Annotated in this window: 27 protein-coding genes and 3 pseudogenes; 10 read left to right on the top strand and 20 right to left on the bottom strand. The window is 47.3% G+C overall.

Features of this window, described 5'->3' with window-relative positions; all coding sequences use genetic code 11:
- Positions 1 to 43 precede the first annotated feature (43 nt).
- The 5 genes from BBD41_RS14840 to BBD41_RS14820 all read right to left on the bottom strand — a co-directional run bounded on the left by BBD41_RS14840 (position 44) and on the right by BBD41_RS14820 (position 4983).
- Positions 44 to 1156: an extracellular solute-binding protein gene (locus BBD41_RS14840; RefSeq protein ID WP_206098245.1), complete on the bottom strand. Its 1113-nt coding sequence runs from the start codon at positions 1154 to 1156 to the stop codon at positions 44 to 46.
- Between the two features lie 42 nt (positions 1157 to 1198).
- Entirely contained in the window at positions 1199 to 2017 is an 819-nt protein-coding gene (locus BBD41_RS14835) for an MBL fold metallo-hydrolase (RefSeq protein WP_099478013.1), read from the bottom strand.
- 40 nt (positions 2018 to 2057) lie between these two features.
- Positions 2058 to 3209: a GntR family transcriptional regulator gene (locus BBD41_RS14830; RefSeq protein WP_099478012.1), complete on the bottom strand. Its 1152-nt coding sequence runs from the start codon at positions 3207 to 3209 to the stop codon at positions 2058 to 2060.
- A gap of 905 nt (positions 3210 to 4114) precedes the next feature.
- A complete protein-coding gene (locus tag BBD41_RS14825) occupies positions 4115 to 4303 on the bottom strand; it encodes a hypothetical protein (protein WP_237086800.1) in 189 nt (62 codons plus the stop codon).
- A 215-nt stretch (positions 4304 to 4518) separates the two neighbouring features.
- Positions 4519 to 4983: a VOC family protein gene (locus BBD41_RS14820; protein ID WP_099478011.1), complete on the bottom strand. Its 465-nt coding sequence runs from the start codon at positions 4981 to 4983 to the stop codon at positions 4519 to 4521.
- A gap of 102 nt (positions 4984 to 5085) precedes the next feature.
- Between BBD41_RS14820 and BBD41_RS14815 the strand changes: the two genes are divergently transcribed.
- Positions 5086 to 5997 carry a helix-turn-helix transcriptional regulator gene (locus tag BBD41_RS14815; RefSeq protein WP_099478010.1) on the top strand — a complete coding sequence of 304 codons (912 nt, stop codon included), beginning with the start codon at positions 5086 to 5088 and terminating at the stop codon, positions 5995 to 5997.
- A 221-nt stretch (positions 5998 to 6218) separates the two neighbouring features.
- On the opposite strand, the pseudogene BBD41_RS14810 reads toward BBD41_RS14815, so the two are convergent.
- The 3 genes and pseudogenes from BBD41_RS14810 to BBD41_RS14800 all read right to left on the bottom strand — a co-directional run.
- A pseudogene (locus BBD41_RS14810) lies at positions 6219 to 6468 on the bottom strand (ankyrin repeat domain-containing protein); the annotation flags it as partial.
- Positions 6469 to 6762: 294 nt separating this feature from the next.
- A complete protein-coding gene (locus tag BBD41_RS14805) occupies positions 6763 to 7638 on the bottom strand; it encodes a DUF4261 domain-containing protein (protein WP_237086798.1) in 876 nt (291 codons plus the stop codon).
- Between the two features lie 260 nt (positions 7639 to 7898).
- On the bottom strand, positions 7899 to 8261 hold the full coding sequence (locus tag BBD41_RS14800) for a winged helix-turn-helix transcriptional regulator (RefSeq protein ID WP_077570757.1): 363 nt from the start codon (positions 8259 to 8261) through the stop codon (positions 7899 to 7901).
- A gap of 180 nt (positions 8262 to 8441) precedes the next feature.
- Between BBD41_RS14800 and BBD41_RS14795 the strand changes: the two genes are divergently transcribed.
- Positions 8442 to 8978, top strand: a complete 537-nt coding sequence (locus BBD41_RS14795) for a dihydrofolate reductase family protein (RefSeq protein ID WP_099478009.1) — start codon at positions 8442 to 8444, stop codon at positions 8976 to 8978.
- A gap of 317 nt (positions 8979 to 9295) precedes the next feature.
- On the opposite strand, the gene BBD41_RS14790 is transcribed toward BBD41_RS14795, so the two are convergent.
- From BBD41_RS14790 to pnuC, 6 genes and pseudogenes are all read right to left on the bottom strand, one after another.
- The gene (locus BBD41_RS14790) at positions 9296 to 9703 is read right to left on the bottom strand and encodes a DUF7668 domain-containing protein (RefSeq protein WP_099478008.1); all 408 of its coding nucleotides are present in this window, start codon (positions 9701 to 9703) and stop codon (positions 9296 to 9298) included.
- Between the two features lie 63 nt (positions 9704 to 9766).
- On the bottom strand, positions 9767 to 10045 hold the full coding sequence (locus BBD41_RS14785) for a DUF1963 domain-containing protein (protein WP_206098244.1): 279 nt from the start codon (positions 10043 to 10045) through the stop codon (positions 9767 to 9769).
- A gap of 67 nt (positions 10046 to 10112) precedes the next feature.
- Positions 10113 to 10664, bottom strand: a pseudogene (locus tag BBD41_RS14780) (NADAR family protein).
- 2 nt (positions 10665 to 10666) lie between these two features.
- Positions 10667 to 11551 carry an NUDIX domain-containing protein gene (locus tag BBD41_RS14775; RefSeq protein WP_099478007.1) on the bottom strand — a complete coding sequence of 295 codons (885 nt, stop codon included), beginning with the start codon at positions 11549 to 11551 and terminating at the stop codon, positions 10667 to 10669.
- A 53-nt stretch (positions 11552 to 11604) separates the two neighbouring features.
- Positions 11605 to 12631: pseudogene (locus tag BBD41_RS30655) on the bottom strand (AAA family ATPase).
- Positions 12628 to 13299: a nicotinamide riboside transporter PnuC gene (gene pnuC, locus BBD41_RS14765; RefSeq protein WP_237087110.1), complete on the bottom strand. Its 672-nt coding sequence runs from the start codon at positions 13297 to 13299 to the stop codon at positions 12628 to 12630. The pseudogene BBD41_RS30655 and the gene pnuC overlap by 4 nt, the downstream one beginning before the upstream one ends.
- A 316-nt stretch (positions 13300 to 13615) precedes the next feature.
- On the opposite strand from pnuC, the gene BBD41_RS14760 reads away from it, so the two are divergent.
- The gene (locus tag BBD41_RS14760; protein ID WP_099478005.1) at positions 13616 to 14725 is read left to right on the top strand and encodes a PRK06851 family protein; all 1110 of its coding nucleotides are present in this window, start codon (positions 13616 to 13618) and stop codon (positions 14723 to 14725) included.
- 21 nt (positions 14726 to 14746) lie between these two features.
- Here the strand turns inward: BBD41_RS14760 and BBD41_RS14755 are convergent, their stop codons facing one another.
- On the bottom strand, positions 14747 to 15151 hold the full coding sequence (locus BBD41_RS14755) for a VOC family protein (protein ID WP_099478004.1): 405 nt from the start codon (positions 15149 to 15151) through the stop codon (positions 14747 to 14749).
- A 366-nt stretch (positions 15152 to 15517) separates the two neighbouring features.
- Between BBD41_RS14755 and BBD41_RS14750 the strand changes: the two genes are divergently transcribed.
- The 3 genes from BBD41_RS14750 (at position 15518) to BBD41_RS14740 (ending at position 18374) form a co-directional block, all read left to right on the top strand.
- The gene (locus BBD41_RS14750; protein ID WP_167392975.1) at positions 15518 to 16693 is read left to right on the top strand and encodes a sensor histidine kinase; all 1176 of its coding nucleotides are present in this window, start codon (positions 15518 to 15520) and stop codon (positions 16691 to 16693) included.
- Positions 16680 to 17327 (top strand): response regulator transcription factor, encoded by a 648-nt coding sequence (locus BBD41_RS14745; RefSeq protein WP_099478003.1) that lies wholly within the window; start codon positions 16680 to 16682, stop codon positions 17325 to 17327. Before BBD41_RS14750 ends, BBD41_RS14745 begins: the two co-directional genes overlap by 14 nt.
- A 147-nt stretch (positions 17328 to 17474) precedes the next feature.
- Positions 17475 to 18374 carry a CPBP family intramembrane glutamic endopeptidase gene (locus BBD41_RS14740; protein WP_099478002.1) on the top strand — a complete coding sequence of 300 codons (900 nt, stop codon included), beginning with the start codon at positions 17475 to 17477 and terminating at the stop codon, positions 18372 to 18374.
- A gap of 252 nt (positions 18375 to 18626) precedes the next feature.
- Here the strand turns inward: BBD41_RS14740 and BBD41_RS14735 are convergent, their stop codons facing one another.
- A complete protein-coding gene (locus BBD41_RS14735; protein ID WP_099480623.1) occupies positions 18627 to 19199 on the bottom strand; it encodes a Crp/Fnr family transcriptional regulator in 573 nt (190 codons plus the stop codon).
- Between the two features lie 115 nt (positions 19200 to 19314).
- On the opposite strand from BBD41_RS14735, the gene BBD41_RS14730 reads away from it, so the two are divergent.
- Positions 19315 to 20277 (top strand): NAD(P)-dependent alcohol dehydrogenase, encoded by a 963-nt coding sequence (locus BBD41_RS14730; protein WP_099478001.1) that lies wholly within the window; start codon positions 19315 to 19317, stop codon positions 20275 to 20277.
- Positions 20278 to 20414: 137 nt separating this feature from the next.
- Here BBD41_RS14730 and splB read toward each other — a convergent pair whose 3' ends face one another.
- Together splB and BBD41_RS14720 are read right to left on the bottom strand one after the other, a co-directional pair.
- Positions 20415 to 21443: a spore photoproduct lyase gene (gene splB / locus BBD41_RS14725; protein ID WP_099478000.1), complete on the bottom strand. Its 1029-nt coding sequence runs from the start codon at positions 21441 to 21443 to the stop codon at positions 20415 to 20417.
- Positions 21436 to 21684, bottom strand: a complete 249-nt coding sequence (locus tag BBD41_RS14720) for a transcriptional regulator SplA domain-containing protein (protein WP_099477999.1) — start codon at positions 21682 to 21684, stop codon at positions 21436 to 21438. The genes splB and BBD41_RS14720 overlap by 8 nt, the downstream gene beginning before the upstream one ends.
- Positions 21685 to 21915: 231 nt before the next feature.
- On the opposite strand from BBD41_RS14720, the gene BBD41_RS30280 reads away from it, so the two are divergent.
- From BBD41_RS30280 to BBD41_RS14710, 3 genes are read left to right on the top strand one after another with little or no spacing between them, the layout of a single operon-like run.
- A complete protein-coding gene (locus tag BBD41_RS30280; protein ID WP_237087076.1) occupies positions 21916 to 22014 on the top strand; it encodes a MerR family DNA-binding transcriptional regulator in 99 nt (32 codons plus the stop codon).
- A gap of 40 nt (positions 22015 to 22054) precedes the next feature.
- The gene (locus BBD41_RS14715) at positions 22055 to 22291 is read left to right on the top strand and encodes a MerR family transcriptional regulator (protein WP_418304246.1); all 237 of its coding nucleotides are present in this window, start codon (positions 22055 to 22057) and stop codon (positions 22289 to 22291) included.
- Positions 22288 to 23052, top strand: coding sequence for an SDR family oxidoreductase (locus BBD41_RS14710; protein ID WP_099477998.1), 765 nt, complete (start codon positions 22288 to 22290; stop codon positions 23050 to 23052). The genes BBD41_RS14715 and BBD41_RS14710 overlap by 4 nt, the downstream gene beginning before the upstream one ends.
- 210 nt (positions 23053 to 23262) lie before the next feature.
- Here BBD41_RS14710 and BBD41_RS14705 read toward each other — a convergent pair whose 3' ends face one another.
- Together BBD41_RS14705 and BBD41_RS14700 are read right to left on the bottom strand one after the other, a co-directional pair.
- Positions 23263 to 24336, bottom strand: a complete 1074-nt coding sequence (locus BBD41_RS14705) for a hypothetical protein (protein ID WP_099477997.1) — start codon at positions 24334 to 24336, stop codon at positions 23263 to 23265.
- A gap of 79 nt (positions 24337 to 24415) precedes the next feature.
- Complete coding sequence (locus BBD41_RS14700) at positions 24416 to 25489, bottom strand: hypothetical protein (protein WP_099477996.1); 1074 nt, start codon at positions 25487 to 25489, stop codon at positions 24416 to 24418.
- Positions 25490 to 25539 lie beyond the last annotated feature (50 nt).

Here is a 25539-nt window from a genome sequence, read left to right as displayed (position 1 = left end):
ATATTGGCCTCCCAATATACAGCCGGCTTGACTCCATTCCTTCTTATTGCATAATCTCCAGCTCGATTTTCTCCGCCCACTGATCCATGTTTTCGGCGATGAAGGCCCAATCCAGCTCCTGCGGTTTTAAGGTAGAATACAGCTCCTTGACGGATGCATTGGCTTGCTCGGCCGCTTTCGTATTGGCCGGCATCGCATTGAACTGTGCCGCGAATTGTCCTTGGACTTCTGCAGATCCCATCCATTCCACGAATCGTTCCGCCGTTGCCTGCTTCTTCGTTCCGTTCACGATCGCAGCGTGTTCTACGACCATCGGCACGCCGATTTCCGGACTGACGATGCCTGCCTTCACTTTATACTGCTCTTCCTTCTGCTCCAAGGTTCCGGACACCAATGCTCCCAGCGGTGTTTTGCCGCTCGCCAGATTAGCATAGAAGTCTTCGCCCTCGACAGCGTTAACCCCGTTATCATAGAGCTGTTGAATTTCGTTCCAGCCTTCCTCGGAGATGCCGAGATCGCCATTCGGATCCTGGAATCGGGTCAGAATTCCCGCTACAACAAGGCGCGGTGTGTTTTGTCCAAGGAGCGTAGGAGCCTCGTATTTCCCTTTGAACGCGTCGTTCTTATAAAGGTCCGTCCAGTCCTTCGGAGCGGTATCTGCCGTGAATTCGTTCGGGTTGTAACCAAGCAGAATCGCTTGCTTCACAAGACCGTGGTAGTAGCCTTCCGGATCGTTCAGGCCCTGCTCAACATCTCCGGCCCAGCTTGGAACAAACTTAGCCAGAACGTCTTCCTTCTTCAAATTCTCATACAGCATATTGTTCAAGCCGTATACGACGTCCGCGATCGGGTTGTTCTTCTCGGCGATCAGCCGGTTCGTCAAATCGGCGCCGCCCGCTCCGACAATTTCGATGTCAAAGCCCGCGCTCTTCGCTTGCTCGATCAACCATTCGCCGCGGCCGTCGGAGTTTGCATTCGTGTACACGATCAGCTTCTCATGCTTGGCCGGTTCGGAAGACGAGTCCGTCCCGGATGTTCCGGCCGGCGCTGCGGCACCCGAATCGCCCGTGTTTGCATTGCCGGCATTGTTGCCGCCGCAAGCGGATACGACCATACACAAGATGAGGAGCAAGACTGCCATTGTCAATTTTCTCATGATTATCCCAACTCTCCTTTAATCATTCTTCTTAATTGCGTTTCAAATGTTTATGATTAACCCGTCATAAGCCGGCACAATTCCGACGGGATTGAAGATGCGGACAAACTCATCGTGAAGCAGCTTGGAATTATGGCTAAAGTGCGTGACGACGATTTTGCCTTCGGGCTTCAGAATGTTTTCTTTTTGGAACTCGCGCTGAGCCTCCAGCACCGTTTCCACGCACATATGATTGCGGTCGCGGGAATTTCCCGTATAGCCGTGCGTGCAATCAAGGATGGCGCAATCCAGATTCTTGCCCTTTAACCATGCCCACGTCGCTTCCGGGAACCATCCCGAATCATGTCCGTACAGCAGTGCTTTCCCATCCTTCTCAATCACGTACAGCAGACAGGTTTCCATGCGGTCATGATCCGCCAACAACGGCGTTACCCGCGCATCGCCCATCCTGAACGTCTCGAACGGACGCACCAGATGGAAAGCATATCGCTGTCCTTCAAAGCGGCCGATCGCGGCACGCGTGTGATGCATCACGGTACCGTTCCCATAAATGTGCATCGGATGCTGGAGGCCGTGCGCAATCCCTTCCCTGCGGCATTCCAGGTCAGCGGCATTATAGTGGTCCGAATGGGAATGGGTGACGAGCAGATGCTCGATGGCCCCCAGATCAATGTTGTCCCGCAGCGCCTGCATATAGGAATCGGGGGAATAGTCAAACTTGATGACATCGTCAATGATGGCGGAAGTTCGGGTGCGGATATTTTTCCCGCCAAGCTCCCGCGCTTTGTTGCAATACTCGCAATGGCAAAATGCATTGGGAAAGCCCTCTGCGGCTGCGGTTCCTAGAAAGTGTATCTTCAAAAGTCATTTCTCCTTACCATGCAAACTGTAGCGATCCATGTTACGTTCTGGACAGAACGGATTTTCGTTCTACAATCGATGTTTGAATTTTAATCGTGATCGGATTCTCGTTGGAGCTGCCGACGCGCTTCATCAGCAAATCAACGGCCGATCGGGCAAGCCTCTCGGTATCCTGTCGAACCGTCGTCAGCGGAATCGGAATATAGGCCGCCAACTGGATATCGGAAAACCCGACGATGGACAGCTTGTCAGGGACCGGGATATCCATATGGAGCGCGGTATATATCGTCGAGATGGCCACATGGTCGTCACCGCACATGATGGCGGTCATGTGGGGGTTGTTCTGAATGAACTGCTCCTGTTCCGGATCGCGTTCGTGAATACGGCTGGTATTGCAAGCCACGCTCCTGAAATGAATGTTTTGGTATTTGACCGGGATTTTATGGTCGAGCAGCGCCTGGATGTAACCTTGGTACCGCTCCTCCCGGCTTGTAATATGATCGATCGCGTTCGACGTATAGCCGATTTCCCGGTGCCCCTTCCCGATCAAATACTTGGTCATTTGGTAGGAGCCCATATAGTGGTCGTGATATACGCAGTCGATCTCTACTTCATGGAAAATGCGGTCAATGATGACAAGCGGCAGCTTTTGCAGCTTTAACCGTAAAACCTGATCGCTGCAGGTCTTCCTCCCCTGAGGGAATAAAATAATGCCGGTGATTCCTCCTTCGGCCAGCCTTTCCAGACAAAGCTCCTCATCGTCGCAATCCTTTGTCATTTTCAAAATGAGGTCGCAGCCGTGCTTTCGCACTTCGGCCTCGGCGGCGGCGATGATTCGGGCAGTATAATCGGACAGGTGAGGCATGATGAGCGCGATCTGCCCGCTCCGCTTCTCAACCGCCGGAACCGCCTCAGGATCCTGGGCAGGAAATCCTCCCTGCGTGATCCGTCCGTCCTGCGGTTCGGCGAGGAACGTTCCTCTTCGGGGCAGACGGTACACCAGACCCTGCTCGGCCAGCTTCTGCAGCGCTAGCTTGCTCGTCATCCGGCTGACGCCGAACAGCTTGGCAAGCTCGCCCTCCGAAGGAACCGGATCATGCGGCCGCAGCCTGCGGCTTTGAATAATCTCGATGACCTGATCGGCCACCCGGTGATAGAGTTGGTTCTGTTTGGTCAAACGGATATCTTTCATCACATTATCCCTCTAATCGTTGAGTCGACTCGAATCCGCAAGGGATCTAATTTGAACATAAAGAATGTCACTGACATATTCAATGATATATATGTAAATGTCTTGTAAAATCTATGTTAAATCCGGATTTTATGCTCCAAATCCAGGAATTCTATGTCAGTGATATCTAATTTACTGTGTTCTCGAACCTAACAAATTCAATTGAACCATCGAAAGCCAGCAAGCCTATTAATCTATTATTATGCGGCTGACCATTACGGGCCCTCCCTTCTTTACATAACTTAATATGAACGACTAAGAAGGGAATGAATAATCATGCCGACAAAGCGAAAAAACGTAAAGCTTACATCAGGTCCTTTTATCGTGCCATCATCTGTTGACGGTACCCGTGGGGGAGCCATAAGGGTGCTGCTAATCGGTCTTAAAAATATTTCGAACCGTGCATCCACTGTAAATATATCAGTGCATGTTTGTAGAGAAAGAGCCTTATACCCGGCTACTCCCCCGGAAATAAGAATCTTCCATCGAAAAGTTACCATCCCCGCAGGGAACTGTGCTTTCCTAAGAGTCCCCTCTGGACCTAATACCTTCCGCGGAGATAACATGCTCCGTGTCGTGATGGAAGGTGACACGAGTAAAAATGCGCACGGCGTTGTAATATCCTTGTCAGGTACTGCGGCGAATGGACAAACAGCCACTTCAATGATCTTTAAGCATGAGGAATTTATTAAAGTTAAATGATTTATAGCAGTTGAACAGCGAATCCCCTGTCTGTGCCAGACGGGGGGATCGGCGTGTCCATGTTTGCACTGGTGGACGTAAATGAAATGAGCCCGGTATGTACCGGGCTCATTTCCTATCTGGCTATTTACAGTCATTTTACAAATGGAGCAGCCTCTATCTCATTAAGGCTTCGATACGGATACAAGAAGCTCGTTATCCCCGGAGATGACCGTCACTTCAGGCGGTAGGATCAGGTCCTTCACGAAGCGTGTATCTCCGAGTTCCATCGCACGGATGTCCAGTTCAACCGTAGTTGGCAGATCTTTCGGGAAAGCCTCCGCAGCCGTCGAACCCCCCTGAACGGGGATCAATAGAGAAACATAGCATCCAAACCTCCATCCTTTCCGATCGATCGCAATACATTAAATGTAAAAACCCTGTAAATACAGACGAAGGCATCCCACTCCGAAGAGTGGAATGCCTAATGGGTTTCATCTACCATATCATAGTTTGATGGATATTGGTATAGGGTTACGTTCGGTTTCAGATGTTGCCGATAAAGCCAGCTTCATTAGCTCAGAAGTGCTTACTGTTTGTTTGCTATCACATGATCAAGAAACTTATCTGCATCTCGATTAAATTTCCAGGAGACGCCGAACTTATCAACCAGCAGCCCAAAGCACGAAGACCACGGAGTATTGGATAACGGCATGATGACATGACCGCCAATGGACAACTGGCTAAAGTATTCTTCCAGTCTTTGCTTATCATCGATAACTAGACTAATCAGAATATGATTCCCTTTCACCAGCTCACCTGTTACCGCCTTCATGGAAGGCAAAATATCCGACATCATGACCTTCCCGCCTGAGAATTCGATCGAAGATTCCATGATCATATTTAACTCATTGTCGGGCAATGGATAGTTAGGATCTTGCGGGATGTCCGCAAATTTCACTTTTTTTACTTCCGTTGCTTTTAAAGCCTCCGCATAAAAATCAATCGCTTGTTCGGCATTTCCATCAAAATTTAAATAGGCAATAGCTGACATAAAGCAATACCTCCCTCTAGTGATACATGAAGTATAATGTATAAAAGGTGACAGCATTTTGTCACCGTTTCTAAGAATAATAACGAATAAATAGGAGCAAATATGGACAAGGTTGAGAGGCTCATTTCCATCATCATGATCTTGTTAAAAAAAGAAATCGTGTCAGCAAGCGAATTCGCGCAATTATTTAATGTTTCCAAAAGAACGATTCTTCGCGACATGGAAACACTAAGTTTATCAAACATCCCGATTTATGCAGTCAATGGAGTTCATGGCGGTTACGGCATTTTGGATGAATACAAGGTCGATAAACGTCTCTTAAGCAGCTCCGATTTAGAGAATATATTAACCGCGCTCAGCGGATTGGAGAAGATCCTCATTAGCGAGGAAGTAGAAATGACGATTAAGAAAATAGAAGCCATGGTCAGCCCATGGTCACTGAAGCATTCGGTTCGACTGTCATTTTACGATTGGGAGGGTCGGTCGGAAATTCTTGAAATCTTGAGGTCATGTCAGGAGGCTATATTGAAGAGAAGATTAGTTTCATTTGATTATACAGATAAACATGGTAATGTGACGAAAAGAACGATCGAGCCTTATCAGCTTCATTTTAGCGAAACGAGTTGGTATCTGAATGGATTTTGCCTACAACGTATGGGATATAGAGCGTTTAAATTATCTCGGATCGATCATCTTAATATGAAGGGACAAACGTTTAGCCCTAGAGATGGTTTGTTGGAACAAGAGCAGCAGGCGAGTTATCAACCGGAGCTGGTCGCAGTCAAGGCGTTAATTGCGCCTGGCATAAAAGATCAATTCATAGAAAGGTACGGTCGAAAGAGCATCGAATTCTATAGTTCTGAACTTTTCTTGGCAACAATCTATGTTCCTCAGAACAGTATTGGTTTTCGATTCTTAGCAAGTTTCGGCACAAATTTAGAAGTCATAGAGCCCGGATCCTATGTTCAGGATTTCCGAAAATATTTACTTGAAATGGTGGGCAAATATTCTTAAAGGGTCCCTGAAAAAGGCTCTCAGATGTCTCCGCCGACCTCCTTCCGTCACTGAAAAAAATCGCCGTCCGATCCCCATTAGGGATTGTGAACGGCGACAATGCTAAAGTTATCACTTAAGCTGCAGTCTTCTGGGGTATACGCATATGAAGATCGAAATCATGCTCTCCGGTTTATAGGGAGGAATGAGGCACAAGTAGAAATCATTGCATGGTTCTCCATTTACGCCTCTCCCTCAAGAAACTTCACGAGGTGCATTTCAGGCGACGCTAGGAACTCGGTAAAGTCTGCATAAATCCGCATAAGTCTGATGCTCCACGTCGTAGCAGCCGATCAGCCCTTTTTTCTTCGGATTCCAAACGAGCTGCAGATCGGAGTAATTGTCGATATCGGCTGATAGACGCAGCAGCTTTTGCTTGCCGACTTTCATCTCAATCGTATCGGTCAATGTGAAAAAGTCGATATTCCTGATTTATGGTATATATGCATCGCGATTTCCGGCAGCTCCTCGAACCTCCCGATATCTTTCAGAACGATCATCCAATTCCACTCCTATCCTGTCCGTTACTTAGCCCGTTTAGGCCCAAGCGGTTGCCATGTCCGAAATAAAAGTATTAAAAAAGCCAGCGGAAAACGTACCGCCAGCTCATTTTCGTGCCGTATCATACTGCAGGCATGTTTAGTATAAAGTTGATGGCCCAGTCGGCAGGATCGGGACACCTCTCGCGACTCCCGCACGAGACGCTCGGTCATACGCCGTCCTAATTTATTCTCGTTCTCCAGCCGCATATTCGCCTGGACAGACATCCATCACTTCCCTGGCAGGCTGGATCAGCGACATTTCGAACCTGCAAGGCCAATGCACCTCCGGTGCCATCTCCCCGTTCAGCAAGCCGGCGATCGTCTCGCCGTCATTCACCGGCACGTCCGCTTCAAACAGGTAGGCTGCGACATTGAATGCATGCCGTGACACGTCGTTCGGATCCAATGTGTGAAAGTGGTACTGGACATCCGGAAGCCCAAGCGCAAAGAGGCCGAGCGAATCGATCAAGCTGTCTTCAGTTCCATGAATGGTAAAATAGCGGATATTCATGCCAAACTGCAAGAACCTCGCGGCTCCCTCGTACGGATTCTCCGCAATTTCCGCCGGATGCAGCAATTTCCCGCTCGATGGAATCCAGATCGCTTTGCAGGTCGGGAACAGGCTTACGGCAGCCTCCAGCCAATCTGCCAACAAGGCGCTGCGCGATTTATAGTCCAGCCCCGCCGCCATGAAGTCGCTGATCAGCAGCTTATAACGGCATTGTTCTAGAACGTCCTCCGCATCCGGCATCGTCCAAAACTGGGTGCGTTCCATTTCGGTGATCGACTCTGGTTGAAAAGGCGTAAAGTCCGCCATCATCACCTGAGCCGGCATTTCCCCATCCCGGTAGGCCACTTTATAAGCCTCTACGGCAAACGACGACAACGCGTCGGATCCCGATACGGTATCCGTTTTGCCGCATCGGGTTTCTATCGCAATCCGGATGGCCTCAGCATTCGGCCGTTCCGCTTCCTCCTCAAAAAGCAGGTACATTTGAAACAACCGCTGAAACTCACTTTTTTCATCTAAATTTTGCTGAAGCACGCGTTCGCTCTCCATTTCTCTCCTACCACTCCGTTCGTATGTCGTTCCCCTCTACTATAGAGATTGCCGCACGGTTCCGGCAAGCCTTCGCAGGAAAATGATTCCAAAGTCCGATCTATGAGGTGTACAGCCTTTCCCGAATCGGAACGCCCATCTCCGCCTTATGCCTATCAAAGCTTATTGTCGCCGTATGGTATCACCGAGCTCTCTGTAGCGGCAAGTATTAGGGCTAATCTCTACGGAGATGCTCTTCTTTCTAATACCCCGTAGCATAATCACATCACTTCATTACTATCTTGGTCCATTTCGTCCGTATTTGTCCTTAAATATGCGCCATGCTCCTGTGTCCACGTCCACATTGCGGCGAAAATCGGCTGCAAACCCAGCCCGCTCTCCGTAAGTTCATATTCGACATGTAGTGGTATTCCTGGGTAGAGCGTGCGTGTGATAATTCCTTTTTCCTCTAACAGTCGCAAGCGATCTGTCAAAGTTTTCGGACTAATGGGCTGCAACCTCCGGCGTAATTCCCCGAAACGCTTGGTTCCGTTAAATAATTCGAATAAAAGAAGAAGCGTCCATTTTCCGTCCAAAATCTCAAGAATCGGTTCAACGGTACCAGGGCAGTTACGATCCATCATCGCGATCACTCCATAGTTCATTTTTTGAAACTATTGCACATAAATGTAACTACTTTTCAAATGTACCATAGTTCGATTACCATGTGAATGGAAAGACCCTGAAGGATGTCATACGAACATCCGAATCGGGGAATCGTGCTAATCTGAAGTAACTGAATCGCAAAATGAGGAGGAAGTTTAATGAAAACCACTTTATGGGCAACCCTAACTGCGAACGGCAATTATGCACAATCCAGCCCGGCTAACCCACCGAAAAAGGAAGCGTTGGAAGACTTCGCAGCACAAGCAAAAGCAGCAGGAAATTTCATTGTCGGACGCAAGACGTTTCAGGAAATGTCAGACCCAAGCCGGGTCTCCCAAGAGGAACAGGTAAACACGGAAGGTCCTTTCGCGGGGATCGACATCGTTGTTTTGTCTAAGAACATTGAACAGATCCCCGGCGTAACAGTGGTAAAGTCGCCACAAAAAGCCATAAGCTACCTCTCACAGAAAGGGCACCAAACCGCTCTCATCGGCGGCGGTGCGGATATTCACAATTCGTTTCTAGAACAAGGTCTTGTAGACGAAGTGATTTTCAATGTGGCGCCTGTATTTGAAGGTAAGGGGTTAAATCTGCTGATCGACAAGGACAATTACCGTTTCAAGGCTGTGCGATTGCTAGACTGCAAGCCTCTCGGCAGCGATATCGTTCAGCTGCGATATGCGATTGACCGATAGATGCCAAATTCCTTCATTAACTGGTTACTGCGAGGATAAGCCAAATGATAAGCGAACAAGACCCCTTTATTTGAGGGGTCTTCAGATTGTCAACTTGCCTTTACTATGCGGTTCAAGCTTAACGGGTCTATCGGCGAAACATGCTAAAGAACTAGTCTGCAACCCGTTTAAGCGATGAAGCGCCTCACATCGAAATATACTACGATTTACGACATGATTTTTTGCATAATTTCTAACCTTGCAGAGGTATTAACCTGTTGCAAGCTTCAACAAGCTCAAAGCCGACGATGTACTTCTGAGCACTTTCACAGGCTTCTTTAAAGCACAGCAATTCCACTGTCAAAAATGACTTTCAGATAGTCACCTTCAAAGTGAAACTCCATACTCAAAGTCAGATCGTTGGGTTCGCCATCTGTCGTTAATGCATATTCATAAGCAATTCCGCTTCCATCGTTAAAGTGATAGAAGGATTCTTGTTGATAAACACTGCCATCTTTATAAACAGGCCTAAAGGTACATTCTACATCAAACCTGTCGATCTGTTCCAACTCATTATCTTCCTTATAACGCTCGATGACCTCTTTTAATAGCTCAACGTTCCAATCCTGCATATCATCAACTTTTTGGGCAACTTCCTCATATCGTCCATCTGCGATGGAGTCAACAACCTCTTTTGCGAACGCCCGAATGATATCTTCCTCTTTGCCCAACACCCGTTTAAGCATACGATGTGCTCCCTTATCTCCAGAAATAATATGTATCTCACGGAGAGCGTCCCCTTCACTGCTCTACCATGATGCCTTACTCACTAGCAACATTGCCAATTTATACACAACTTTTGAAAAATCCCTGCTTCTCAAAGCATCCTTTGGAATTGAGAAAACACAGTTCCCGGCATCGCCAAACATAATACCGCATTCATCATCGATATCCAGCTGCAGCAGAAGGAAATCATCATCAAAGCCTAAATATTCATTCTGAATAAAATAGGGATAACTGCCAATTCTGCTACCACTGCTATAGCAATCATCACTCAGAAAAATTTCAGGAATTTCGTATGTTATCAATTTAGGCTCCTCCATTCCGATTACGCCGAAGCAGTATGATCCCTAATTCTGTTATCCTGCCAAAAAACTAGCTTTGCAGCAGCTCGTCCCGCGCTTCGGTCAGCGCGAACCCCAGCAGGTTCTGGCCCCGCCATTTCACGGGGTTCTACGCATCCGGATTGGACTGGCCTATGCCGATCCCCCAAATGCGGTCCCGCGTGCTGGCTTCGACGAGGATGCGGTTCTTCGTCGACTTGAGGTATTCGCCAAGCTCCGGATTCTGCGAAAACTTGGCCACACTGGCTCTTTTGACGTTGCCGTAGCATTCCTTGTCCCAAGTATCCTTGTCGAAGTTACGGACCGCTCGCCCATAAGCCTTCATCTCCTTGGGATGCTTAGCTATAAGGATCGACTCCAGCATTTCATGGTCGCCGAACAGCCTTGCCTTCTCAGCCATCATAAACTGCTCGGCACAGGAATATTCCGTCCCCTCTACCGTGAACGGGCACATCCACCACTGGCTGAAGCAGCTTTTGTCGATGCTCCCGTCCTTAGGCGGCGTATGGCCCCAAAAGAATACAAACTTGAACGTTTTCCCTTCGTTATAAGCTTTTCTTAACTCATCGAGGTTGTAAATCATCGTTAATCCTCCAGTTTTCTCCGATACAAGCGGGAAGGCCTGTGTCCCGCATTTTCGGTGTAATGATCGGTCTCCGCCACGAGATCGGCCACCTTGCGCCGGAAGGCTGCCTTCAATAGCACTTTATCCAAAATGACCTCATAAACCTGCTGCAGCTCCGTCAAGGTAAAAAGCTCCGGCATTAAGTGCAGCGCAATATCGGTATAGTTCACTTTTCCCCGCAGCCGCTCGATCGCGCATGCTATAATCTTCGCGTGGTCGAAGGCCAAACCGTTATTCGATACGATCTTATATTCCGTGCTGGTCGATGAGGTCTTCACGGTCAACGTCCTCGCCACGACCGCCGAAAGCTCCTCTTCACCGCTTAGCTTGAGTTCATACTCCAGCGTCTTGACGTATCCGTCCTCCATCATCTCTTTCTGCTCCCGCAGCAGCCGATAGGAGACCTTGAACCAAGCGGCGTCGGCCGCATCGTCTCCCGCCTGAAGCTCCAACTTATCGCTGTTGATCAGGGCCATGTAGCTGCAGCTCATCACCCAGGTTCGGGGATCTCGCCCGATGTCACTGAACGTATACAACTGCTCCAAATAAACGTCGTCCACGCCGGTCTCCTCGCGCAGTTCCCTTGCCGCGGCCTGTTCAGTCGTCTCGCTCGGCTGGACAAAGCCGCCAGGCAGCGCCCATTTACCCAGGAAAGGGTGACCTCCCCGGCGGATGAGCAGGATGCGGAGCTCTTTTTCGGGTAGCTTCCGATAGCTGTCAGCCGCCTCATCCGTAACCGTGAAGATCACCATATCGGCTGCCACCGAAGGCCGCTCGTAATCCTTTGCCCGGTACTTCTCCAAAAATTCGCGTTCCGTAAGTCCATCCCGATCCAACAAATCCAATGGGGGCGCCTCCTTGTTTTTGATTCTAAATGAGCTGTGGTTATGGGTTTATTTTACTCCCTGCCTGCATCGAATTCTAACCGTTTTAGCTCCCCGAAATAGTTCCGATAGGGCTCGAACTTCGCCAGCACCTCGTCTACCTTGCGCATGCGCTCTTCCAGGCCCCCCCGCAGCGTAATGTAGGGGATGCGCCGTTCCTTCAAATCCGCGATGATCTGTTTATGAAAAACATGCCGCTTCTGATCCCCGCTTCGATCCCATGTATCGTCATAAGGAATATCGTCATCGCACAAGAAGAACAGGTCGTAGCGCTGCGCGTTCTCCAGCGCAATCCGCGTTAATCGCTCCGGCGCCCGGCCATGGTAATCCATGGCGAACATATATGTCGTAATCGCATTGGTATCGACGAACAGGAATCGGTTCGCCGCTATCAAAGCCTGCTCTTCCCGCTCGATATGGCCCACTGCGATTTCATCGAACGCCTCCAGGCTGATTCTGCGGTCCACCTGATGCTCGGTCCAATAATCGCGCCCGTATTCACTGGCGTAGGTCGTGTGATACCAGCGCTTCGGTGATCGTCGACTTCCCCGTTGACATCGCCCCGACAAATACCACCTTCGTGATTAAGTCCCGATACACGATATCACTTATGAACTCCCTGTACTTATACGGGTCGGAACGGATCATCGTTGCAGAGATCGGAACCTGCTCGCGGGCTTCATCAACCCGCCGGTCAACCGAGCCCAAAGCGAGACTCATATGCCTGCCGTAAAACTCGCTCGAATAAAAATGCGTGACTTGCTCGCCGTTCAGTAAACGGAGGATATACTGCTCTTCCCGGATCTCATGCTCTCGGTCATCCGAATACCCGTCCGGTCCGTCCCAAGCTTCGACGACCCGTACTGCCGGGTATAGCCGCCTTATCCAATTCGCCCGGATATGAAGCGGGATCGGCATGACGGTCGTCTCGTAAATGACCACGATCAATTCATCGACCTCCTGCAGCGCCGTTTCGATCATGAACTGATGCCCTTTATGCAGCGGGGCAAATTTCCCCAGCGTTAATCCGAGCGTTTTCATGCCGCCACCTCCTTGGCCCCTTTGTTCCAGTTGTAATAGCCGTATACGGCATTGACCAAATACGCGCTCCACATGACGATCATCAGCATGCCTTCGCCGCTGCCCTCCAGCAGTCGAATCGCCCACAGCAGCACCGTAAACAAATTCAACACAATATAGACCAGCCATTGTTCCTTGAATCTGCGGACCATTAAGAAGGTGGCCACAACGGACAGCACTGTCGTAGTCGCATCGATGTAGGGCGAGTTCTGTCCCGGGATGAACGAAAGCCCGTATCCCAGCAGCAAACAGCCTAACAGACAGGCTGCGCCAACGAGAAGCAGACCTCTAAGCTCCATTTGGCGCATGATCAGCTTGCCGTCTTGTCGGTTATTTTTCCACATGTAGAAGCCAATGACGTTCATCGGAACGAAGAACAGCAGATTCAGCATAACCTCTCCAAACAACCCGTTAATATAAGCCAGATAAGCGTAACCGACGGTATTGTACATGCCGAAGACATAGCTCATCAGACTGCCCTTCGCCGCAAGCACCACGCAAAGCACCCCGGTAATAAAAACGGTAAATCCGAATAAAGAGTCCTTTGAAATCACCGTAAACAACGCGGCAATCGAGGTAAACAGCGCCAACCACGCGATTTCGAACAGGTTCCAGCCGCGCGCAACCATCCTCACATTACATCCCCTCCGCTTTCTCCGCTGGTTTATAGTACGAAAACACTCACTCATACTTAGTATCATTTTATTAATAACATTTTGTTACTATCAAAAATAACAGAAAAGCCTGCGCAGGGCAAGTGAAATCTGCCCATTTAGCGCAGGCATGAGCTTTTACCTTCCGCTGTCCCGTATCAAATAGCGAAAATCACGAGCGGACGAACACCACTTGTTACAATGCGGAATATACAAATAAATAGGCACTTATCCCAATCATGCTTATTCTGTAAGCTTGGCGAATCGGAATAGGCACAAAGGAGTGTGTAGGTTGGTACTCACATCATCTCACTATTTTGCCCACGGCAACACTGCGCGCGGGGCTCATTACTTGTATGAATCCGCATTTGATGGATTGAACAAGATCTTTGTCCTTACGGGGCCCCAAGGTACGGGGAAATCGACGGTCATGCAAAGCTTGGCGGATCGCCTGCTGGATCAAGGCTTGCATGTGCAATGCTTCCACTCCCCTCTCCGTCCCGACGAACTGGATGGCATTATTTGTACGGAATTGAAGGTTGGTATGGTCGACGGGCGAGTCTGTAAGGGGATATCGGATCGCGGGGCCGGCGACATCGTCTATATCGATTTCGGGGAAGCGTTCGATAACAGCCTGATTTCACCGGAAGACTTGGTCACGATAGAAGATCTTAGTGGCAAGCTTGAGAATGCCTATTCAGCTGTGTATGAAACATTCGCAACGGCACTACGGATTCATGACGAGTGGGAAAAATATTACATCGAAAATATGGATTTCGCGAAGGCCGATCAGATTGCACTGGAATTCATTCAAGAATTATACGCCGGTCATGAGAGCGATACGCCAATCGCTCCGCGTCACTTATTTTTCGGAGCTGCGACCCCGAGGGGGGCGTTCGATTTTATTCAAAGCCTGACCGCTCAGCTGGAAAGACGGATTTTCATCAAAGGAAGGGCGGGATCCGGCAAATCGACGCTGCTGAAAAAGCTTGCCTCCGCTGCCGAACAGAAAGGAATCGACGTTCAAGTGTTTCATTGCGGCTTTGATCCGAACAGTCTGGATATGCTGATATTCCCCGAGCTTCGAACAGCGATCTTCGACAGTACCGCTCCGCATGAATATTTTCCGGATCGGGACGGGGATGAGATCCTGGATATGTATACACGGACGATAGCTCCTGGAACCGATGAAGCCTATGCTAACGAAATAGCGGCTATCAAAGTACGCTATTCGGCAAAGATGAAAGAGGCCACCTCCCATCTGGCGGAAGCCGAAGCCATCGATTCTCAGATTAAAGCCTACTATGTTGCGGCCACTGATTTTTCAATCGTAGAGAAACTCCGTCTGCAATTACAGTCCGAATTGGATGAGCTGATCGGCTCCATTCAGCCTCCACAATAAGATACAACCCAAAAGCGTTCGTCAATGTCTACCTTTGAACCGCCTAATCGCATCCTCGGTCACCGGCTCGAAGAAGTTCAGCAGATTGCCATCGGGATCGCGGAACAGCATAGAACGGTTCCCCCACGGCATCGTGGTCGGTTCCTTTACCCAATGATCGACAAATGGCTTCAAGCGCACATATTCGGCTTCGACATCATCGACGCGGAACTCAATAATGACAGTGCGATTATTGGCCCCCGCTACGGAACCGGCACCGAATAGCTGCGCCGTCTGGGAGTGGCCGATGGCAAGGGTGCATGATGGCAAGACGAGTTCGGCAAATACGGGCGCGGGTCGCTCCGCCGAAACCCCCATGACTTTCTCATAGAACTCGACGAGACGATCCACGTCGTCAGTAATGATGCGTACAGAAGCGAAATTCACAACATATCATCCTTCCTAATAATGGGTTTGGCTGTGCCCCACAGCCGTTGTAAAACATGCTTTTTACTTATTACATTTACATGTCCAATAATAAAAAAACGCTATTGACAACGTCATGTCAGTAGCGTTTTAGAATTTTTGGGGCTTAGTTCGATTCCTTCACCTTATTTGCGATGCCATGATTAAATCGAAGGCATACTCGCAAGTGGCGATCCGCCTTTGACACACAATAAACCATTAAAGACATTTATGGCGGTTGGGACGACCGTAGGTTATCGTATTGAACTGCTACTGTCTATGCCGAGTTTTATTTTACTGGCTGGTATGCGAGGTTCCAAGTTTGTAGATTTCCTGTAAAATGATGTTATGAAAAAAATATTATCGTTCATGGATTGGGGTATATTCGCTCTTCGTTTGTACCATTATATTTTGCTGTTGTCCCAGGCTCTGGCGGTAAGTGAGCTTTCGATCCGAACGTTATTAAATGTGATCTGGCTGGGCGCAGCCCTTGGCGTCCCTTTGCTGTTCTGGTTTCCTGGGCGCCGGATGAACAAAGTCTGGTTTTGTATACTAGAGCTGTTACTAGGCGGTTCTTATTATGTGCATTCTGTGATTGATCCGGATCTGACTTCAAAAGCGGACTATTTGCTGCCGAGTCTTACAATGGGGTACTTATTGACTAAGCAAACCCTTTGGATCATCCCCGTCGTTGTTTTCATTCCATTTTCCTTTCAATCTCACCTCAGATTATCTTGGGAGCAACCCCTAAGTATCGGAGCAGACAATCTGCTATTCTGCTTCATCGGCATGTGGGCAAGCCTCGTAGCCAATGCGTATGATCAGAAGAATAAACTGGTAGCCGAAGTAGAGCATCAAAATAAGCTCTTAACTCACTATTCGGCCGAGATCGAGAAAATGACTTTGCTTGAAGAACGCAACCGCATGTCCAAGGAGCTTCATGATACGCTGGGTCATTCCTTTATCTCACTCATCCTGAGTCTTGATGCTTCTATTGCCCTTATGGATAGCAAGCCTGCCGAGGCCAAAGATCGGTTAATACGCTTAAGGGCATTGGCTGAGAAAAATCTGGACGATATGAGAAACATCGTACACGAGATGGGGGGAGAAGAGGAATCCAGTCTGATCCGACAGGTTGAATCCCTTGCGGCCCGTTTCCGGGAGCACACGGGTACGGCCCTGACTTTGAGTCTGCCGGGGACAGAGCGGTCCATACGTTTTGAAGTACGGCAAACAATCCTTCGGGTCATCCAGGAGTCCTTTACGAATGCAATAAAGCATGGAAAGGCATCTCAGCTTGATCTGGAGCTTAAATTTTCCGAGAGCCATCTGCAATTGTCCGTTCGAAATAACGGCAAGCCGATCGACAAGCTCAATTACGGCTTCGGCTTGACCACGATGAAGCACAGGGTTGAGCGGTTGGGAGGCAGCTTGCACCTGTCGTCCGGGAAGGGAACTCCAGCAGTAACCGAAGTCCGATGCGAAATCCCGCTGAAAGGAGTGATGCCGCTTGGAGAAAATTAAGGTGCTGATTGCTGATGATCAAGAATTGATTCTCGAAAGTTTACATATCGTGTTGTCCATGGAACCGGATTTGGAAATTGTCGGTTTGGCCAGGAATGGCGAGGAGGCACTGAAGGGCTGTGAGCAGTTTTTGCCGGATATCGTGTTGATGGATATCAATATGCCTGTCGTGGACGGCGTCGCCGCAACAGCCCTGATTAAAGAGCAAATGCCTGCAACTAAAATCATCATGCTAACCTCCTATAAGGAAGTAGAGTATGTGCTAGCAGCGTTAAGCCATGGAGCAGAAGGTTATCTGCTCAAAGCCCTTCATCCCAGAGACCTGGCTGCAGGCATACGGGTGGTTCAGGCGGGAGGGACTTTAATTTCGCAGGAAATGGCGAGTAAAATGATCCAGACCATCAACAATGCTGCCCCTGCAAAAAGTAACGAATTTGGGCTCACCGCCCGTGAAATGGAAGTGCTGCATAAGCTGGCTTCTGGCCTGCGTAATCAAGACATTGCCGAGTCGCTGTATCTTAGTGAAGGAACAGTCAAAAATTATATCTCCACGATTTATTCAAAGCTGAATGTGAAAGGTAGGCGCGAGGCCGCCCGTAAAGCCCGGGATTCGGGAATGCTGGATCATTCATAAGCTGATTCCCAAGAAGCTGGTAACTCATTAGAGTTACCGGCTTTTTTCTCAATAGCCATAGATTAAATGATGACCAAAGCGCACTGTCTCTTTATGACTTTTTCAGCCTATACTCTGAGCATCAAACAATAGAAGAGGCGATAAGAAATGAAGAAAAAAATGTCCGGAAATAAAGAACTTCTGCAGAAGCAGAATGGCAGGAAGTTAAGTGCTTGGAGTTCATTTTGGCGCTTTCCAATCGTCTGGATGCTTGTAGGAGCTATCGGTATTGTTCTTATCGATACGTTGTTCCGGCAGCTGACAGAGCGAGTGGATGGGGTGATCTCCCTTGCCCTTACACTAGTAATGGGGTTGCTGGCCATCTTGGTTTATAAGCTCACCCTGACATACCTGGCCCGGCGTTCCACTCCAGAGATAGCTAGACAACGCGCAGGGATTGAGGCCTTGCTGGGCGTACTTACCGGGACAATCTTTATTGCAGGCTCCGTCTTTATTATTATGGCTCTGGGAGGTTACTCCTTTCAGTGGGCAAGTTCTGCGAGTGTGGGTTCAGTTCTGACGTCTTCCATTGGAGCAGCTTTAGGAGCAGCCATTGTCGAGGAGCTTATCTTTCGCGGACTTGTGTTTCAAGCCATTGATCGATTTTGGGGAAAACCGCTCGCACTCGCTGTGACCTCACTATTCTTCGGTATTGCCCATCTTGGCAATACAGGGGCAACATTATGGAGCTCGTTCGCCATAGCCCTGGAAGCAGGCGTTCTGCTCGGTGCCGCCTTCCTGTGGCGGCGGAACTTGTGGTTTGCCATGGGACTGCATTTTTCGTGGAATGCTATTGAGGAGTTGCTAGGCATTCCTGTTTCCGGACACTCATCTGCCGGTCTATTTACTGTAGAGGTGAACGGTACCACACTTCTCACAGGGGGCGATTTCGGACTTGAAGGTTCCATTGTTCCGGTTGTGGTCAGTCTTCTAATCTCCATTCCAATGCTAATTGGGGCTGCACGTTATCGAAGGGTTGAGGCCCGGAACCTTCCTGTATCAAAATAAACGGCAGCTTACAGAGCCATTGAAAATCCAGCAATTTTCCGCAGTCTCTTCTATGCCCTGAAAGGCTCTTATTCGAATCTAACTTTTCGCTGTTACTTATGGTATGGTTCTTCGCGCTGTCTGTACCGGCAAGTTTAAAAGGGCCCTGGAAGGAAGGGGCCCTTTCTGCATATCCAGACTCGTCTATTGATTTAAGTCAATGCAAGTAAATATCCCCCTGGTTATAATTAGGGGGTCGAATCAGTTAAGATCTTACTGGATTCTCTTCTTAATTCGGCTTAGCGACTCTGGCGTAATGCCGAGATAACTGGCCAGTTGATGCTGGGGTACCCGGTCAATGAGAGAGCGGCGTTTCATGAGAAGTGTCTTGACGCGTTCTTCAGGCGAAGAAGCGATAAAAGCAGCGAATTCATCTTGGACCTGACTAAAGTTCTCCTCCATCATCCTGCGGGTCATGGATTCCAATTGAGGGTGTTTGGTATACATGTCCTGTTCCTTATCCAGAGCGCCAACAACCATAACCGAATCTTCGGCGCACACGAAAGTGTAATCGGAAGACTTATCTTGTTTGTGATGGCTGAAAATCGCGATGGCTTGCTCTTCGGTATAAAAATTTGACGTGACCTCTCTGCCATCCGCATCGATCGAATACTGCCTTACACAGCCTTTCAAGATGAAATAGCATGCTGTCGGGATATCTCCTTGGTTAAAGAGGACGGTTCCCTTTGGAAACTCTTCCAAACGGATTTCGTTCACTATGGCTTGCTGATCTTCCTTGCTAAGAGTCGTCCATCTCGACATGTATTTGTACAGAATATCCTCCATTGTTTTCCTGCTTTCATCTCCTTCTCCGCTTTTGCTTTCTCTACCCATTTTCTTACGTTGGGAGCCTCTTGTAAATGTCCGTTGCAGTAAAATTACCGTTAGGAGGGGGAAACCCATGAGAGCCATGGTTCAAAATTCGTATGGTCCACCGGAAGTGATTGTTCTGCAAGAAATCGCGAAACCATCGCCTGGAAGCAAAGAGCTGCTCATACGTATTCAAGCTGCCAAAGTAGGGCCGTCGGACTGTGCCTTTCGCAAGGGCAATCCGTTTATGATTAAACTGTTATACGGGCTATCCAGGCCGAAATTTGCGGTAGGAGGAACTGAATTAGCTGGTGTGATCGAAGCGGTCGGCAAGGAAGTGCAGCATTTTAAGCCAGGGGATCGCGTCTTGGGCATGAGCGTCAAAAACTTCGGTGCGTATGCCGAATATAAGTGTCTTTCCGAAGATAGTCCCCTAGCGGTTATACCGGACAACCTCGCCTTTGAAGAAGCCGTCGGCGTCTGTGACGGGGGTGCTACCGCATTGACGTTTCTAAGAGATAAGGCAAAGCTGCAGAGGGGACAGAAAGTGCTGATTAATGGCGCCTCGGGGGCTGTGGGCATTTACGCTGTGCAATTAGCCAAATACTATGGCGCTGAAGTAACCGGTGTCTGCTCTGCCGCCAACGAAGATCTGGTTAGACAAGCAGGAGCGGACTTCGTTATCGATTATACTCGGGAAGACTTCACGAAAGCAGACAAAGCCTATGATGTCGTTTTTGATGCCGTAGGCAAGCGCTCCTTCTCGGCTTGTAAGCGTGTGCTAACTGCCAAGGGAGTCTATCTGACGACCGCGCCCAGGTTGTCTGTCCTGTTGCAGATGATATGGACATCTCTGTTACAAGGCAAAAGAGCTGTTTTTGCAACAGCCGGACTGATGCAAAACAAAGCTAATTTGTCATTTCTTATGGAACTCGCAAGAAGTAGAACGCTGAACGTCGCGATTGATCGTCGATATCCTTTGGAGCTTCTGCCGGATGCCCACAAATATGTAGAGACCGAGCGTAAAAAAGGTAACGTGATTATTAGGTTCTAAAGCCGGCCGTGACCTTTTGGCTTAAAAACTTGCCGCTATTTAGCGTCCAGCTCATCCTAACATCTATAGAGAGAAATCAAAAAGGCACCCCATCAAGTGCCTTTCTTCTTTGGCGTATCTTTATTCAATTCGCTTAATTACGTAAAATATTCAATTTTCGCATTAGGGAAATAAGTCTGGATATACCTGCCTAGCGTATCTTTAATATCCTCCTGCTCTTGATCAGTGTACACGTATTTTCCAATCCCGTACCGCCCCCACTTCCACTTCCGCTTCGTTTCATCAAGTTCCAGCTTCGTCATCGGATAGTTTTTCTGTATGACATTCTTCGCTGGTTTAGTAAAGCGATGCTGAATCAGCTCGAAGGTCAAATCCTTTTTGGAAGAGTGGGTAAGTGCGGATTCTAATTTCTCGAACATATCCTTATAGCCCTCTTTCCATCCATCATGCAAATATATAGGGGCAATAATGAAACCTAATGGATATCCTGCCTCCCCAACCTTTCTGGCGGCTTCGATCCTCTCTTCCTGTCTGGATGTACCCGGTTCAAAATTTTTAATAATATAATCGTCATTCATACTAAATCGAAAGCGAGTCCGCCCATTATGCTTGGCATCAAGTAAATGATCAATATGAGCAAACTTCGTTACGAAGCGTAATTGTCCCAAGTCAGACTTGCCAAAATATTCGATAGCCTTCTTGAGCGTATGGGTTAAGTGATCAATACCCGCGATATCCGATGTACATGATGCTTCAAACCTTGTAATCTCAGGGGCTCGCTCTTTCATATATTGGTCCGCAGCTTCAAATATGTCGTCAATATTGACATAAGTCCGAATGTACGGCTTACTTCCCATCGTCGTTTGTAAATAACAATAATGACAATGGCCCATGCACCCTGTTGCAAACGGAATAGCAAACTCTGCCGAAGGCTTTGAAGTATCGAATTTCAAGGTTTTCCTAACCCCGACAACTAATGTTGACTTTGCTATTCGATATTTTTGAAAATCATTGTCTCCAGGCAGGTTCCGAATTTGGTTATGTGAGGTCGTCTCGCGGATTTCGATGCCCATGGTTTCAAACTTGGATATTAATTCTCTTCCCAACGGATAATCCAATGCCCTTGGCTCTACATATACGAGTTGAGGCACAAATGGCTTAACCATAATACGCCCCCATGTCAGATAAACCGAATGCCTCTCTATAGGCGTGCTCAGCTTCACTTGCTGTCGGGTACACCGCAACCTCATCGTTCAATGGATAATACGTCTCATAAATAAATAGCGCATAATTTCCCGGCGAATCCGGATCATTCACTACGGCAGCTTCCTGGACATTCGCGACACCCTGAACATGCGGGTTACGAATGATTACATACACAATCTGTCCCGGTTGATATTCATTCATCACTTCATTGACCCCTATCCTTGATGTTTCGGTTAGTATCACACAAAACAATCTGGAATATGCCGACATGTAAGGAGATCCGGCACTGGGGCATTTAAGGTGGGACCAACCCGGTTCACCGCTGTCTAAAACGGCATATGCACGCATGAAAACTAACGGTTGACTTAAACCATGGTTTAAGTCGTATCCTATTCTTGTCGACATTGAAATGTAAGATTTGGAGGCCTTCAAATGAAGTATTGTTCCATTAGCGAAGTTTCAGCCAAATTCAATATTCCAGAATCAACATTGCGTTATTACGAAAAAAAAAGGGCTCCTGCCACGAATTGAGCGTGATGAAGCAGGCAGGCGGTTATTTTCAGAAGTCCAAATGGCGCTCCTTCAAACCGTCATTTGCTTAAAGAATACGCGTATGCCAATAAGGGAAATTAAGCAGTACATGGATTGGATCCAAGAAGGGGACACCACAATTGAACGTCGACTTGAAATGATGACAAAACACAAACAGACCGTGCTGGATGAGATTTCGTTAATGACAGACTCCTTGCAAGGTATTGATGAAAAAATAAAGCGCTATACAAATCGAATCAGGGAGGAACGATCATGAATCTTTCAGGGAATACAATTCTCATTACAGGTGGAAGTGCTGGAATCGGATTAGCCTTTGCAGAAAGGTTTATTAAGGCTGGAAATAAAGTCATCGTTACTGGACGGCGGGAAAATGCCCTTCACCATGCGAAAGAAAAACTTCCAAGCCTGATAACCCGCGTAAGCGATTTGAATAAGGAATCCGAGCGTGCAGCATTGTTTGACTGGGTAACAACAAACTATCCAGAAGTAAATGTGTTAGTAAATAATGCAGGGATCCAGCAACGTTTTAACGTATTGAAAGCAGATGCGACAAACAATTGGAGCTATTATAACAAAGAAATCATAACGAACCTTGAAGCACCGCTCCATCTCTCTATGCTCTTTGCTCCGTTTTTTGCAAATAAAGAATCGGCGACCACCATTATTAACGTAACATCTGGGTTAGCTTTTACACCTTTAGCGATAGCTCCGATCTATTCAGCAACGAAAGCGGCACTTCATTCGTTTACGATGAGTCTAAGGCATCAGCTGTCCGATACGTCTGTCGAAGTTATCGAAGTCGCTCCCCCGGCAGTAAATACAGATTTAGGCGGTGCGGGATTGCATACGCATGGCGAGCCGTTAAACGCCTTCGCGGATGGAATCTTCGACGAATTAGCAAAAGGAACAATGGAAATTGGATATGGTTCTTCTGTGGCCCGCTTGCGCATGTCACGAGACGAAATCGACAAATACACAGAAAATATGTATAAAGCAACGAAAAACACCGTTGAATAACCACTTGTATAAGAAACTACTCCCATAACGCTGATCAGCCAATCTACAGTTGTCGTGACGCAAATTGGCTTCAATAATGGATGCATTCTTTATTAACAAAAAAGCATCCATTATTGATTCGCCAAAAAACTTTCCCTACTTATGACATCCGCTCGCCTGCTTCAAGTTTTTGTGCCGATTTCAAAAATATCAAGATTTCCACATTTAGAATTAGTTGATTAATACTTTTGGTTCCTCATTTGCAGGCCCTACGATCGTGTTTCCGCCGAAACTGAGATGCTGGCCATTCTTCTCTACTATAAATTCGTTAAACGATCCGTCTGCATCCACTGTGGCAATGACTGTGGGAGCCCCTTTTTTGGTGAACGTCATTTGATCCTTGTCCCATGCATTTGTTCCTCTTGCTCCCTTATATCCTTTCAAATCCAGATTTAGCATCGTTTTTGCATCTTTCACTGCATTCTTCATTAATGTATCCAATGTCAGCTTCTTGATCTTTGCATCTTTTTCTTTTTCATTATTTTGGAATTCTTTGTAATTATCTATGCTTTTACCATTACTATGATATACGCCTGCTTGAAGCAGTTCCAGCGTTTTTTCTTCAATGGCAAAGCTCGCATTCATCGTTTTGGATTTATACTTATATTGATACACATTCGGTTTGCCATCACGGACAAACACACGATCCAACTTAGCCCCCTGCTTAACCTTTCCATTGGTGAGCTTGGATAATACCTGAGCAGCCTTCTTCTCCACGCTTGCCGGGGCATCATCAGGAGCATAATTCACACCATGAGCCTGCTCCTTCTCTGTCATATAAACTTGTTTATTTTGCTTGGCATTCGATGAGATCGTACCCACACTGTAGTTTGACTCTGAGATACTCACATACTTTGGTGCTTCCCCTGGGAACAAAGCTTCCCACGTTTTCCCCAGCTCAGTTTGATATTTTCCGCCATTTAAATCTTCATAGTTGACGTTAATATTGATGCTTTCAAGCTTTCCATTCTTTTTATAAGTAATAACATCATATTTGAAATTCTCTCTTTTAAAACTCACTAAATCTTTCATGGCTGTTCCCTGAATTAACTTATAGGTATTTCCTGTTAGCTCTTTCAGTTTATCCTGAGCCTGCTGCATAAGCTTCTGATCCGCCTTAACGTTCTGTGAAGCATTGATATTTACTTTGTTAGGCGAATCTGCCTCAACGGGTGTTTGGCATCCCAGCAAACTTCCTGATAATAAGGCTACCCCGAGTATAGAGAAAATTTTCTTTTTGTTCATATCGATGAATTCCTTTCTTTGGCTACCTCATGGTTATACTGAAATTTAAGTGCATCTCCAAGCTGCTTTTCCATACATATCAGTCAATTAACAATTTGGGTTCTTCATTTGGGGGACCAGCGATGGTCATTCCGTAAAAATCGATTGTCTGATTATACTTATCAATGGTAAAGCTGCTAAACGATCCGTCTTTATTAAATCTAGCAGTAACTGAAGGAGCCCCTTCTTTGGTGAACGTCATATAATCCTCATCCCATGCATTCGCCCCTCTTGCTGCCTTATACCCTTTCAAATCCAGGTTAAGCATCGTTTTTGCGTCTTTCACTGCGTTCTTCATCAAAGTGTCTAACGTCAACTTCTTAATCTTTTCACTTTTTTCTTTTTCTCTTTTCTGGAATTCTTCATAACCGTCTACCCCTTTACCATCGGTATGATTTACATCTGCTTGGAGCAGTTCCAGGGTTTGTTCTTCAATGGCAAAGGTCACGTTCATCGTTTTTGATTTATACTTATATTGATACACATTGGGTTTGCCATCAAGGACATACATACGATCCAACTTAGCACCCTGCTTGACCTTTCCATCGGTAAGCTTGGACAGAACCAGATCAGCCTCCTTCTGCACGCTTGCCGGGGCATCGTCAGGAGCATAATTTACGCCATAAGCCTCGCCATTCTGTTGCATATAAATCTGCTTATTTTGTATAGCATTCGATGAGATGGTGCCCACATAGTAGATTGACTCTGAGATATTCACATACTTCGGTTCTTCCCCTGGGAACAAAGCTTCCCACGATTCCTTCAGTTTGGTTTGATATTTCCCACCGTTTAAATCTTCATAATTGATTTTAATACTGATCATTTCGAGCTTTCCGTTAGCTTTATAGGCGATGATATCGTCCTTGAAGTTCTCTCTTTTTAAATGGATAGATTCTTTTGCAGCAGTTCCTTGAATCAACGTATACGTATTTCCTGTCAATTCTTTAAGCTTACCCTGGGCCTTTTGCATAAGCGTCTGCTCAGATTTAGCATCTTGCTTAATGTTCACATTCTCGTTGTTAAGAGAATTATCCTGAATCGGTGTATCATATCCAAGCAGACTTCCCGATAACAAGGCTGCTCCGATGATAGGAAAAATTATTTTTTTGTTCATACGAATAAACTCCTTTATAATTTTATTACCCACAGCTTTTTAATGGAATG

The sequence above is a fragment of the Paenibacillus ihbetae genome, assembly GCF_002741055.1.
Classification (GTDB): domain Bacteria; phylum Bacillota; class Bacilli; order Paenibacillales; family Paenibacillaceae; genus Paenibacillus_AQ; species Paenibacillus_AQ ihbetae.
Note: the sequence above shows the minus strand (reverse complement) of the source record. Positions and strands in the feature narration are given on the sequence as shown.

What these genes read in the sequence shown, in the direction of transcription:
- BBD41_RS14790 (WP_099478008.1), bottom strand. Translation starts at nt 9,703, where the DNA reads ATGCTTAAACGGGTGTTGGGCAAAGAGGAAGATATCATTCGGGCGTTC.
- BBD41_RS30280 (WP_237087076.1), top strand. Translation starts at nt 21,916, where the DNA reads ATGAAGTATTGTTCCATTAGCGAAGTTTCAGCCAAATTCAATATTCCA.
- BBD41_RS14705 (WP_099477997.1), bottom strand. Translation starts at nt 24,336, where the DNA reads ATGAACAAAAAGAAAATTTTCTCTATACTCGGGGTAGCCTTATTATCA.
- BBD41_RS14715 (WP_418304246.1), top strand. Translation starts at nt 22,055, where the DNA reads ATGGCGCTCCTTCAAACCGTCATTTGCTTAAAGAATACGCGTATGCCA.
- BBD41_RS14805 (WP_237086798.1), bottom strand. Translation starts at nt 7,638, where the DNA reads ATGGAGAGCGAACGCGTGCTTCAGCAAAATTTAGATGAAAAAAGTGAG.
- BBD41_RS14800 (WP_077570757.1), bottom strand. Translation starts at nt 8,261, where the DNA reads ATGATGGATCGTAACTGCCCTGGTACCGTTGAACCGATTCTTGAGATT.
- BBD41_RS14700 (WP_099477996.1), bottom strand. Translation starts at nt 25,489, where the DNA reads ATGAACAAAAAAATAATTTTTCCTATCATCGGAGCAGCCTTGTTATCG.
- BBD41_RS14730 (WP_099478001.1), top strand. Translation starts at nt 19,315, where the DNA reads ATGAGAGCCATGGTTCAAAATTCGTATGGTCCACCGGAAGTGATTGTT.
- BBD41_RS14830 (WP_099478012.1), bottom strand. Translation starts at nt 3,209, where the DNA reads ATGAAAGATATCCGTTTGACCAAACAGAACCAACTCTATCACCGGGTG.
- splB (WP_099478000.1), bottom strand. Translation starts at nt 21,443, where the DNA reads ATGGTTAAGCCATTTGTGCCTCAACTCGTATATGTAGAGCCAAGGGCA.
- BBD41_RS14750 (WP_167392975.1), top strand. Translation starts at nt 15,518, where the DNA reads ATGAAAAAAATATTATCGTTCATGGATTGGGGTATATTCGCTCTTCGT.
- BBD41_RS14735 (WP_099480623.1), bottom strand. Translation starts at nt 19,199, where the DNA reads ATGGAGGATATTCTGTACAAATACATGTCGAGATGGACGACTCTTAGC.
- BBD41_RS14720 (WP_099477999.1), bottom strand. Translation starts at nt 21,684, where the DNA reads ATGAATGAATATCAACCGGGACAGATTGTGTATGTAATCATTCGTAAC.
- BBD41_RS14740 (WP_099478002.1), top strand. Translation starts at nt 17,475, where the DNA reads ATGAAGAAAAAAATGTCCGGAAATAAAGAACTTCTGCAGAAGCAGAAT.
- BBD41_RS14840 (WP_206098245.1), bottom strand. Translation starts at nt 1,156, where the DNA reads ATGAGAAAATTGACAATGGCAGTCTTGCTCCTCATCTTGTGTATGGTC.
- pnuC (WP_237087110.1), bottom strand. Translation starts at nt 13,299, where the DNA reads ATGGTTGCGCGCGGCTGGAACCTGTTCGAAATCGCGTGGTTGGCGCTG.
- BBD41_RS14795 (WP_099478009.1), top strand. Translation starts at nt 8,442, where the DNA reads ATGAAAACCACTTTATGGGCAACCCTAACTGCGAACGGCAATTATGCA.
- BBD41_RS14820 (WP_099478011.1), bottom strand. Translation starts at nt 4,983, where the DNA reads ATGTCAGCTATTGCCTATTTAAATTTTGATGGAAATGCCGAACAAGCG.
- BBD41_RS14815 (WP_099478010.1), top strand. Translation starts at nt 5,086, where the DNA reads ATGGACAAGGTTGAGAGGCTCATTTCCATCATCATGATCTTGTTAAAA.
- BBD41_RS14710 (WP_099477998.1), top strand. Translation starts at nt 22,288, where the DNA reads ATGAATCTTTCAGGGAATACAATTCTCATTACAGGTGGAAGTGCTGGA.